Here is a 10,236-nt window from a genome sequence, read left to right on the forward strand (position 1 = left end):
GGTGGGGTTTCCAGGGCGACGGCCTCGTCGCGCATCCCGGGGAGGACTTCGGGGGGACGGGTCATCGTGCGTACCTCTCGTACAGAGCGTTGGCGATTACCGCGTCACCCTGGGGGGCGGGGTGGAACGGCAGGCCGCCGAGGTTGATCATCGGGTCGAACACGCCGTTGACCCATTGCTGCGGGGTGCACAGGCCGTGGCCGGCGGTGAGTGCGCGGGAGTCGAGGAACTCCACCTGGGTTTGCGCGGCCGCCTCACGCTGCGCCTTGTCCATCCGGTTGAAGTACTCGACGACGGTGCGGCCCTTGGGCTGCAGCAGCGCGAGGCCCGCGATGTCGAAGCAGATGGCATGCTGGTCGGCCGCGAACAACTCGGGGTAGCCGACGATGACGATGTGCGCGGCCGGGGCGTAGTACCGGATGTAGGTCACGACCTTGGCGATGCGCGCGGCGTATTCCGCGCCGGTGATCTTGCGCGGGTCGATCATCCGGCCCTCGTCGACGGCGTCGGGTCCGCAACCACCGGCGAGATCGTAGAAGCAACTCTGCGAGGAGGCCCACGGGGAAAGATCCGCCCCACCCCAGTGGTCGTTGAAACCGAATTGCAGGGTCACCAGCTTGGTGTGCGGCCCGAACGCGCCCGCCTTGGCGGCATTGGCGGCCTGGACCGTGAGGGTATAGCCGTCGCCGCCCTCGATCGTCGCGCCCGGACAGGACTGGTTCCAGACCTGATCGGTATTGCCCTGCAGTCCCATCAGCGCGGACAGCTGCTCCGGCCAGGAGGTGTCGCCGCGATCGCAGCCCTTCGAGTCGGAGAACGGTTCCCACCCGTTCGCGGAGAACGAATCACCCAGAATGACAAGCTCTTTGCCGCCCTGGGCGGAATCGGCGTGTGCGCCCGCGGTTCCCGTCATGGCCGCTGCGATGGCCACGACCGCGGCGCACAGCGAAACCGATGCGCCTGGAATACGGAACTTCATGTAACCCTCGAATCGCAAATTGAAGTCTTCAGTTTTGCGCGGAGTGTGAACAGACGAGTGGGTGCGGGAACGCGAAATCCGTTGCGCGGGATCAGCGTCCGTATCGGTCGTAGATCGCGGTCGCGATCACGGAGTCGCCCTGGGTGGACGGATGGAAGGGCAGGCCGTCGACGCCGGTGCGGAAATCGGCGACCCCGTTCAGCCACGGCTGCGCCGAACAGAGGCCGTGACCGGCGGTCAGCGCCCGGGAATCGAGGAATTCGATGCCCAGCAGCTGCGCGGCCTCCCGCTGCGCCACCTCGATCCGATCGAGGTACTCCACCACCGCGCGCCCGCGCGGATTGATGAACGGCGCGACGCCGAGAATGCTGAGACAGACCGTGCTGCTACCCGGCACGAAAAGCTCCGGATACCCGACGAATACGATTTTCGCGTTCGGCGCGTAGTACTTGATATAGGTGACGGCATTGCTCATGCGCTTGGCCATCAGCGCGCCGGACACCCCGTTGTAGTCGGTCATCCGGCCCTCGTCGACCGCGTTCGGATCACAGCCGAGCTCGAGGTTGAAAACGCAGGCCTGCAAGGAATTCCACAGCGTCTGATCCGACCTACCCCACTTGTCGTTCAGCCCGAACTGCAGCGTCACCAGCTTGGTGTTCGGCCCGAACGCGCCTTCCTGGTCGGCGCGCCGGGCCTGCTGGGCCATGGTCCAGCCGGGCCCACTGTCGATGGACGCGCCCGGGCACGACGGGTCGGATACCCGTTCGGTCCCGTACACGCCCATCAGCTGGCTCAGCTGGACCGGCCAGGCGGTGCGCCCGTGCAGGTTGCAATCATCTCGGCCGGTGAAGTGGTCCCATTCGTTCGCGGAGAACGAATCGCCCAGCACCACCAGCTCTTTGCCCGCGGGATGCGGATCCGCAGCGGAAGGATCCGCACTCGCCGCGGCCACGGCCGTCATCGAGGCCGCGATTGCCACCACGGTGGCGCACAGCCACCGTCCACCATTGCCCAGCACTTGACCAGTCCAGTCCCGTCAGTACCCGGCGCGGGGTTCGAAGCCGGGCGCGTCGAGCGTCGGCGGGGCGGCGGGCTTGGGGGCCTGCGTCTGCGGCGCGGGCTTGGGCGCGACCTGAGCCGGTTCGGGCGCGGCCGGTTGCGGCGCGGCCGGTTCCGTGGCGGCGGGCGCGGGCGCGGGAGCCTCGGTGGTCGGCGCGGGTGCGGCGGTCGTCGGCGCGGGCGCCGCGGTGGAGCTCGCGACCGTCGTCGGGGCGACCGTGGTGCTGGTCCCGCCCGACGACCCATCAGATGATTTGGAGCTGCTGCATCCCGTGACCCCCGCGAACAACAATGCCCCGCCGATTACAGCCGCAGCGGCACGGACGGCGAAAACCCCCGGTGTAGCAGACTTCATGGATACCTCGAATCAGATCTGAAGTGACTTGTGTTCACTTCAGCGGGCAGTGTACAAAATCCGCCAACCGCGCCCGGGCGGATTCGGAAAATTGCCCCGAATCCTAGGGGCACCGAACCAGATTCATCCAGGTCAGGCCGATTTCAACCGATGGAACGAGTTGCAGAAGCAACCCGTCTCGCATCGGCGTCCGCCGCCGGTCAGCCCCGCGTATTCAACCGGTGAGCGGCGCATCCCGGAAGGTATTTGCCCGAAATATCCCAAACACGCCATCAGCGTGTGCCGCTCACCGGGACGCAGCGTGTGCCGTTCACCGGGTAGGCCGGAGTCCACAGTGTGGGCGGGGGTTTGACCAGTTCGATTGGGGTTTCGTATGGTTTGGGGATCGGCGATTCGTGGAATCCGGTGAGAGTCCGGGACGGTCGCGCCACTGTGAACACCCTCGGGTGTGAGTCAGACCCCGGGTGCCGAGCTGTTGTATCGGCCGAGGGGCGCGAAATCCCCTCCCACACTAGGAGTTCACGTGGCTACGTCCTACGTTCCCCGTTCCGGTTTGAATGCCGGGTCGCTCGCGCTTCCCACCACTGCCCTGTGGCTGATCGGGACCGCCGTGCTGGCGTTGCTGGCCATCTACTTCATCGGGTTCGATCAGGGCGCGGTGTCGGTCTTCGGCAGCGATATGCATGTGCACGAGTTCGTGCACGACGGCCGGCATCTCCTCGGTTTCCCCTGCCACTAGTCGCGGGAAACGAGTCGGCACAATGGAAAAACGGATCATCGGCCGAGGCGTCCTACTGGGCGCGCTCGGCGGATTGCTCGCGTTCGCGTTCGCACGGATTCTGTCGGAGCCCATCACCGATCGGGCCATCGACTACGAGCACGGGCGCGAGGACGCGCAGATGGCGCTGGACAAGGCCGCCGGGAAACCGATGGACATGGATATGGGCGCCGAGCTGTTCACCCGGAGCCAGCAGGCCAATATCGGGCTCGGCTTCGGCGTGATCGTGCTGGGCGCGGCCATGGGGGCGCTGTTCGCGGTCGTCTACTTCCTGGCGCTGCGCAAGGCCGGGAAGATCAGCGGGCGGAATCTGGCACTGCTGGTGTCGGGCGGCATGTTCCTCGTGGTGTACGCGGTGCCGTTCCTGAAGTACCCGGCCAATCCGCCGGGATCCTCGGACGGGGACACAATCAAGGAACGCACGGCGATGTTCGTGCTCATGATTGCGATCAGCGCGGTCGCACTGGTGGCGGCGGTCTGGCTGGGCCGCAGACTGGCGGCGCGACTGGGCAATTGGAATGCGTCGATCGCCGCGGCCGCCGCGTTCACGGTGGTGATGGCGGTGGTCATGCTGGTTCTGCCCAGCTACTCCGACGAAACGCCGGAGCCGCTGAAGAATTCGTCGGGGACCATCGTCTACCCCGGATTCCCCGCGGCGGACCTCTACCACTTCCGCCTGTACTCCTTTGCCGCTCAGCTGATCCTGTGGCTGGTCATCGGCGTCGGCTTCGCCTGGCTGGCCCCGCGCCTGCTCGGCGAGCGCACCGAGAACGCCCCCGCGGCGGCATGAGCGCGATCACCCGCCTCACGCTGATCACGCACGCGATCACCGACGCGGTACAGGCCGCCCGCTTCCCCGCCGACGAACCGCTCAGCCCGCTGGGTGAGCGGTCCGTCGCGGCAGCGGGCGGCCCGCCCGGCCCGGCTCCGGACCGCTTCCTCTGCGCCCCCGAACTCCGCACCGAACAGACCGCCAAGGCCCTCGGCCTCACCACGACCCCCGAACCCGCACTGCGCGACCTGAATTGCGGCAAGTGGTCAGGCCAGTCCATGGACGCCATCGCCCCGGACCACCTGATGGGCTGGCTCACCGACCCGACCCACAACTCCCACGGCGGCGAGTCCATCATCGACCTGATTGTCCGCGTGCGGATTTGGCTGGTCACCCTGGCGGGCACCAGCGACCGAATCACCGCCATCACCCACCCGGCGGTAGTCCGCGCAGCAGTGCTGTGCACCCTCAACGCTCCCCCGGAATCCTTCTGGCGCATAGACATTCCACCGCTGACCGCCACCACCCTGCACCACCGCTCTCCCGCCTGGACCCTCCGCACCACCGCCCAAGAACTGGCCTGACCATTTACGGTCGCGAGGACCAAATATTCCACCCCGCCGAGGCGGCCCGCCGCCGCGCGAGCACCTCCAAATACGGCACCAGCCCCGCGAAATACCGCTTCGCCTCACAATCCTTATCGCACTCCCGATGACTTTCCAGACCACGCTTCGCCACGTCCAAATTCTGGACCGGATAGTCCGGAACTTCATGTGAAATCGGTTGAGCCACAGTTCATCTCCCCACCTTGCGACGTGGGCACTGTCTGTGCCGATTCCAGATCTACGCCACTGGAATCTGGATTGGAAGATTTCAGATTGCAATTCTCCGAATTTACTGCGGCGCTTCCAAATTGCCTCGCAGAATGATTCCAAACTGCACGGCAACGGTTAGGGAGGCTACGGACCATGACCGGATCGACCGTCCCCCGGAGGATGCTGGGCCGCCAATTGAAGCGACTGCGGGAAGAATCGGGGGTCTCGCCCGCGGCGGCGGCGCGGGCGATCGAGGTATCCACGCAGACGTTGTGGCGGATGGAGTCGGGACAGCTGGGTCCAAAGCTGAAAGAGCTTTACGTCAACATACTTTGCGCCATGTACGGCGCGAGCGACGACGAGACGCTGGCATTGGTGAGCCTGGTCGCCGAGGCGAAGAAGCCGGGATGGTGGCACAGCTATGGAGACACACTGCCGGCCCACGCCGATCTGTTCCTGGGCCTCGAGGAAGCAGCCAAGCGGCTCACCACATTTCAGCTCACCCTTGTGCCGGGATTACTGCAAACACCCGACTACCGGCGCGCGGTGATCTGGATCGAGTTCCCCACGCGCCCAACCGAAGAGGTCGAGAGACTCGTCGAGGTGCACGGTCGCCGCCAGGCCCGGTTGCATCAGGCCAAGAATCCGGTTCAGCTCCGAGTTCTGCTCGGCGAGTCGGTGCTACATCATCAGGTGGGTGGCCCGGCGGTTATCGCCGACCAACTTCGCCACCTCGCGGACGTGGGAAAACGCCCGAACATATCGATCCGCGTCATACCGCAGCGCGTCGGCAGCCACCTCGGACTCATCACGAACTCGTTCGTACTCATGGAGTTTCCGGTGCATCCGACCTCCCGGCTCACCGAGCCGCCGGTGGTCTACATGCAGGGATTCACAGGCGCCCTCTACCTGGACCAAACGACCGAAATCACGCAGTATCAAGCAGCATTGGCCCAAATCCAGCGAGTAGCGTTGGGCGAAGAGCCGTCCAGGGACTTCATCCTGGCGATAGCGAGGGAGTACGACGCGTGAGCACCGACCTATCCAACGCGAGATGGTTCAAGAGCAGCCATTCCGCGACCCAAGACACCTGCGTAGAGGTCGCACACTTCACTGATGCGATCGGCGTGCGGGACTCCAAGAACCCCGGTCCCGCATTGGTTTTCGGGGCGGGTGAGTGGGATGTGTTCACGCGGGCTATCCAGGCCGGCCGGTTCGATCTGGTGTGAACCAAGCCCCGGTTATCCGGGGCTACCCTGGAATTGGGGTGTTGACGAAGATCGATTGCATGCGAATCTTCATGCTTCCGATCGCCATCGGCGCGACCATGATCGCCTTCGCTCCGACCGCGTCCGCCTATGAGCTCGACAGTGTCACCATCTCGAACGCCACCGGAAACTACGGGACCGGGTGCACGTACACGGTGACCGTCACCGGGATGTACGCCTACTACGCCCGGATCTGGGACAACGGTGTCGCCGTGCCCACCGAGGGCACGGTGAACGGCTCGGTCATGACCCAACCGTGGAAGCCGACCACCACGGGCACCCACACCCTCATGGCCCGCGTGAACGGCGACCCCACCGATAAAACCGTCACCGTCACCGTCGGCAACGGCCTCAACCTGGGCAGCGCCTGCATCGGCCTCTAACTCACAAATCCCCACCAATCCCACGAGAATGCACTGGCGTACACGTCTTCTCGACGTTTACCTACACCAGTGCATGCTCGTCGGCAGGGTTGCTAGTCGAGGCAGACCTGACGGGTAATGGGATGGTGTGGATGTCGTCCGGCGCTTCCGATGCGGACTGCTGTCGAGCCGTTAGCCTCGACCGATGACCTGCGAATTCGACAGCGAGATGGTCGATCGAGATGAGGCGATCGAGGTCATGGACCGTTCAGCCGAGACAGGGGTGCGGCTGTGGCGCCGCACTGTTCCATACAGCGACGACTTCGTAGCGGTCTGCGTTGAGTTGTCTGGGGATGGGATGGTGGCGTCGATGCACGGACTCATCCTCGATTACGTCAACGGTCGCTCGCTGCCGGGCTTCCTCAGCACATTGGAACGGGATTTCGCTGGCTGGCAAGGGATCCGGACGTGGGAGAGCATGAACCACGAGCTGCGGATCGAAGCGCGACATTTGACCTTGGGGCATGTTCGGCTGGACTGGACCCTGAACCGTCAGCCAAGTGAATCTCTTACCTGGGCCGCGACGGTCGCGACCTACCTGGAAGCGGGCGAGCAGTTGCGACAGTTCGCAGCGGCCATCCATCGATTCGTACTACCCGATCACGCCGAGCACCGACCGTAAACGTATGCCCCCTAGCCGCGCAGCGGGCCGTTCGAAGCCATCGATCCGGTGCGACCGAAAATCAACGGGCCGAAATCATCTCAGCCCGCCGATCGTCCTGCATTGCCGATGAGCGTGCACGTTCGTTAGGTCCAGCGGATATCTTCCGGTGGCGGAAATTTGGTGGGTCGGGGTTCTGCGACGCTCCAGTACTCCATGCCGACCAGGCGACCGTTGGCGACGAAGAGGATGAGACCGCCTGCGGGGACTGCGACGTCGACCGGGGTGCCGTTAGCCTCTGGCGCGAGGGGCGCTTGTGGGTCGACCGTGAAGTCGATAGTCGGGCAGCCGCAATCGCATTCGCGGCAGACCCGCGCGGTGGCCGCTTGCCTACGCAGTTTCTCCACACCGGGGAAGTCGCGTGAAAGGAGAGTGTCGAGTGTCGTGCGCTCGGCGGCTGTCAGTGTGCGGTTCATAGCCCCGGAAGTAGCTGCGGTGCCTGGCCCTTGAGGCGAGCATCCACCTCGCTCTTGGCCGCGGGCGACAGCTCTTCGTACACGCGCCAGTCGACCCGTCCATTCCGTATCCAAATTCCCGCCAACGACTCACCCGCCGATGCCAGCACGAGTTCGTTGTCATCCGTGCACGCGATCCTCGACAAGGCCGCCAGAACCTCAGGGGCATCGAAGGCTTCGAGATCCATGGCTGCATCGTCTCGCTCGTCGACCCGCGCACGTCTGTCCTCGAGCAGGTGAAGAAGCTGCTCCGCTCGCTTGTCGATGTCTTCCTCCTAGAGGCCGAGTCTCACATCGCGAAGTTCCGGTGGGCCAATTCCTTGTAGCAGATGGACACAGCAGCGAGCGCTAGGGGCGCCGCGAACCATCCGCTATTGCCGCGAGCAAGCGCGGTTCGAAGCGGTCAAACGGTCGGCCCTGAAGATCGTTGGGCCGACCGATTTTGATCTCAAGCCCACCGTCCCCGGCGTCGAAGAACGCACTACTTTGCCGATGACATCGCATTCTTGTAGCGGTTGTTGGCGATCAGGTGCGCGCGATCGTGGGAGCGAACCTCCGCTCCCATACTTCCCGGATCGCGACCGCGACAAGGATCACCAGCAAAGCGGTAACCGGCTTGAGATAGAAGTTCCAATGCCCACGTGGCAGCGCGCACCAGATCAGCACTGCCGCCGCGAACGGCACCGTCACGGTGATGGCTCCGGCAGCGAATCTCCGCACCACCACCGCTTCCGCGACCGCTGCCAGGACCAGTAGGCAAAACCCGATCAGCGAGATCACACCCATCTGATCGAACCCGTCCGACGGCAGATAGTCCGTGTACCGCCGGGGCACATCGGTCAGAGGTGTATAGGCGGTCCAGCCGAAATCGTCATCCTGACCACTGCTGAACCAGGTGATTCCCCCACCGAGCATGGCTGCAACGACGAAAACCCACCAGAACGCGTGGCCTGCGATATGCGCTGTTCGGAAAGCCTGGTATCGGGTCATGCTTTGCAACCTAAGTCAGCGATTTCACGCCCATGTTGATGGCCGCGGCGACGCGCCGAACCCAAGCTGACTTCACAAAATCGTAGTGAGCTCTCATGCCGCGTTGAGCGCGGCTGTTCCCCTGAGAGTTCTTGCAGCGCAGCTGCATCGAGCGCCACGCGGTTCACGGGCTCCGTAGAGTCGTGTGGTGATCGAACCAGATTGGTACTGCGCTGAGGTAATCCCTCGACTGATCGACGTCGAGGTCTTGGCCGAGACCGAGCACGTCCTCGCCTTCCGCCCGCCGATGCCGGGGTTCGGGACCGAGCACGTCATCGTGGTGCCGAAAGAACACGTCCGTTCCCTTCTGGAGCTTGAACCAGGACTCGGTGCGCATCTATTAACGGTCGTGCAAGAAGTCGCGACCGGAGTCATCGCCGAGCATGGCGGTTGTCAGGTACTGACTACGCTCGGCGACGAACAGCACAATCGCCATCTTCACGTGCACATCGCGGCGGGCAAAGGAGTCGCACGGTTCGTCGGTCGGGACTGACGGCGACTGAAGATTTGGCTGCTACGAACGCACTCAACTGCCGCTTACAAGTCGGTTCGGACTGGCCATTCGAAGATCAACCGGCCGAACCGATCTGTGGCCAGCGAGACGTCCGCAACTGGAGTCGCTGCTAGAGGTTCGGTGGGAAGAATCGGTCCGCGTCGTCGAACAAGCCGATCTGCCCTTCGGCATCCAAAGTGACCGGCTCGAGGTCGCCACCCGAAGTCACCAGCCATGCCACGACCGGCTCAATGGTCGAGTCCGGGTCGCCCTGTCGATGCCCTCGCTGACAGGCGCTCCATCCTCCACCCGGGAGTGCGGTGACCACCTGCCTTGCCTTTTCTAGATGCGAGAAGTCCGCGTAGTCCGTAACCGGTCGTCGCATTCCCCTCTCTGGGTCGACTATCAACGCGACTCCCGCAGGGTCCCAACCGTCGACGGTGCGCGTGCGACCGATCTGGGTGTCGGTACCCGTGAAGATGGCGACCCAGCCGGTGGGTGTGAAGTCGCGAGAAAACTGCATACACAACATCATGACTGGCACCTCTCTCATTCCGAAACGCGCTTGCGCAACATCCGCTATTGCCGCGTGGCGCGCGGTTCGATCGGCCAGAGCAGTCCAATGGAAGATCAACGGCCCGAGGCGACTCGGGCCGTTCTGGTGTCCGCACATGCCGATGAGGTCACCAAAACGGGGAACCAGTGGGGCTGAGCATCTGGTTCAGTTCGTCATCGGACAACGTGCCACCCTGCCCAAGTCCTACCCAGGCAGATGCGCCCTTGAGGACCCGTATTGGCGTGTCGAAGGCTTCGCGCCAGTAAATGTAAACCCTGAAGAGCCTCGTGTTCCCAAGCTCCTGTATCAACCAGGTAGCTATCTCGGCCGATGTATCTCCCCGTCGGGCTCGTGACCGCAGCTCGTTGACGATGGCTTCACTGAGGCTCGATCTCACAATCAACCCTCCTCAGTCCCGACGATGATCCTGTCCCGGCCATTGGTCAGCGTATCCGGACGCTTGACGTGCGGAACATCCGCTATTGGCTCCCCTTTAGGTCAAGCCCTGGATGTGGGTGCGGGAGTTAGCCTTGTAGGCGGGTCCGGGATGTGGCTTGTCCGAAGGATCGGTGTGCGGGTTGGAGCCGGTCGCGC

At 64.0% G+C, this 10,236-nt stretch carries 15 protein-coding genes and 1 riboswitch; of the genes, 8 read left to right on the forward strand and 7 right to left on the reverse strand.

From position 1 onward, the window contains the following. Positions 1 to 61: 61 nt before the first annotated feature. The 3 genes from ACAM49_RS35445 to ACAM49_RS35455 form a co-directional block, all read right to left on the reverse strand. The gene (locus tag ACAM49_RS35445; protein WP_369639906.1) at positions 62 to 979 is read right to left on the reverse strand and encodes an SGNH/GDSL hydrolase family protein; all 918 of its coding nucleotides are present in this window, start codon (positions 977 to 979) and stop codon (positions 62 to 64) included. 91 nt (positions 980 to 1,070) lie between these two features. Continuing rightward, positions 1,071 to 1,997, reverse strand: a complete 927-nt coding sequence (locus ACAM49_RS35450) for an SGNH/GDSL hydrolase family protein (protein ID WP_369639907.1) — start codon at positions 1,995 to 1,997, stop codon at positions 1,071 to 1,073. Positions 1,998 to 2,015: 18 nt separating this feature from the next. Further along, entirely contained in the window at positions 2,016 to 2,393 is a 378-nt protein-coding gene (locus ACAM49_RS35455; RefSeq protein WP_369639908.1) for a hypothetical protein, read from the reverse strand. Positions 2,394 to 2,740: 347 nt separating this feature from the next. Further along, positions 2,741 to 2,871, forward strand: a riboswitch (cobalamin riboswitch). A 45-nt stretch (positions 2,872 to 2,916) separates the two neighbouring features. On the opposite strand from ACAM49_RS35455, the gene ACAM49_RS35460 reads away from it, so the two are divergent. From ACAM49_RS35460 to ACAM49_RS35490, 7 genes are all read left to right on the forward strand, one after another. Then, complete coding sequence (locus ACAM49_RS35460) at positions 2,917 to 3,132, forward strand: CbtB domain-containing protein (RefSeq protein ID WP_369639909.1); 216 nt, start codon at positions 2,917 to 2,919, stop codon at positions 3,130 to 3,132. A 22-nt stretch (positions 3,133 to 3,154) separates the two neighbouring features. Beyond that, positions 3,155 to 3,961 (forward strand): CbtA family protein, encoded by an 807-nt coding sequence (locus ACAM49_RS35465; RefSeq protein ID WP_369639910.1) that lies wholly within the window; start codon positions 3,155 to 3,157, stop codon positions 3,959 to 3,961. After that, positions 3,958 to 4,527, forward strand: coding sequence for a histidine phosphatase family protein (locus ACAM49_RS35470; RefSeq protein ID WP_369639911.1), 570 nt, complete (start codon positions 3,958 to 3,960; stop codon positions 4,525 to 4,527). Before ACAM49_RS35465 ends, ACAM49_RS35470 begins: the two co-directional genes overlap by 4 nt. Positions 4,528 to 4,911: 384 nt before the next feature. Continuing rightward, entirely contained in the window at positions 4,912 to 5,790 is an 879-nt protein-coding gene (locus tag ACAM49_RS35475; protein WP_369639912.1) for a helix-turn-helix domain-containing protein, read from the forward strand. Further along, positions 5,787 to 5,987 (forward strand): DUF397 domain-containing protein, encoded by a 201-nt coding sequence (locus ACAM49_RS35480; protein WP_369639913.1) that lies wholly within the window; start codon positions 5,787 to 5,789, stop codon positions 5,985 to 5,987. The genes ACAM49_RS35475 and ACAM49_RS35480 overlap by 4 nt, the downstream gene beginning before the upstream one ends. A gap of 59 nt (positions 5,988 to 6,046) precedes the next feature. Next, positions 6,047 to 6,409 (forward strand): hypothetical protein, encoded by a 363-nt coding sequence (locus tag ACAM49_RS35485; protein ID WP_369639914.1) that lies wholly within the window; start codon positions 6,047 to 6,049, stop codon positions 6,407 to 6,409. 184 nt (positions 6,410 to 6,593) lie between these two features. Next, positions 6,594 to 7,070 (forward strand): DUF6228 family protein, encoded by a 477-nt coding sequence (locus ACAM49_RS35490; protein ID WP_369639915.1) that lies wholly within the window; start codon positions 6,594 to 6,596, stop codon positions 7,068 to 7,070. Between the two features lie 125 nt (positions 7,071 to 7,195). Here the strand turns inward: ACAM49_RS35490 and ACAM49_RS35495 are convergent, their stop codons facing one another. The 3 genes from ACAM49_RS35495 to ACAM49_RS35505 form a co-directional block, all read right to left on the reverse strand. After that, entirely contained in the window at positions 7,196 to 7,525 is a 330-nt protein-coding gene (locus tag ACAM49_RS35495) for a hypothetical protein (protein WP_369639916.1), read from the reverse strand. Then, on the reverse strand, positions 7,522 to 7,752 hold the full coding sequence (locus ACAM49_RS35500; RefSeq protein WP_369639917.1) for a hypothetical protein: 231 nt from the start codon (positions 7,750 to 7,752) through the stop codon (positions 7,522 to 7,524). Before ACAM49_RS35500 ends, ACAM49_RS35495 begins: the two co-directional genes overlap by 4 nt. Before the next feature lie 337 nt (positions 7,753 to 8,089). Further along, the gene (locus ACAM49_RS35505; RefSeq protein ID WP_369639918.1) at positions 8,090 to 8,563 is read right to left on the reverse strand and encodes a hypothetical protein; all 474 of its coding nucleotides are present in this window, start codon (positions 8,561 to 8,563) and stop codon (positions 8,090 to 8,092) included. A gap of 178 nt (positions 8,564 to 8,741) precedes the next feature. On the opposite strand from ACAM49_RS35505, the gene ACAM49_RS35510 reads away from it, so the two are divergent. Continuing rightward, positions 8,742 to 9,086 carry an HIT family protein gene (locus ACAM49_RS35510; RefSeq protein WP_369639919.1) on the forward strand — a complete coding sequence of 115 codons (345 nt, stop codon included), beginning with the start codon at positions 8,742 to 8,744 and terminating at the stop codon, positions 9,084 to 9,086. A 130-nt stretch (positions 9,087 to 9,216) separates the two neighbouring features. Here the strand turns inward: ACAM49_RS35510 and ACAM49_RS35515 are convergent, their stop codons facing one another. Then, the gene (locus tag ACAM49_RS35515; RefSeq protein WP_369639920.1) at positions 9,217 to 9,609 is read right to left on the reverse strand and encodes a hypothetical protein; all 393 of its coding nucleotides are present in this window, start codon (positions 9,607 to 9,609) and stop codon (positions 9,217 to 9,219) included. Positions 9,610 to 10,236: the final 627 nt, after the last annotated feature.

Source organism: Nocardia sp. JMUB6875 (assembly GCF_041154655.1).
Lineage (GTDB): Bacteria > Actinomycetota > Actinomycetes > Mycobacteriales > Mycobacteriaceae > Nocardia.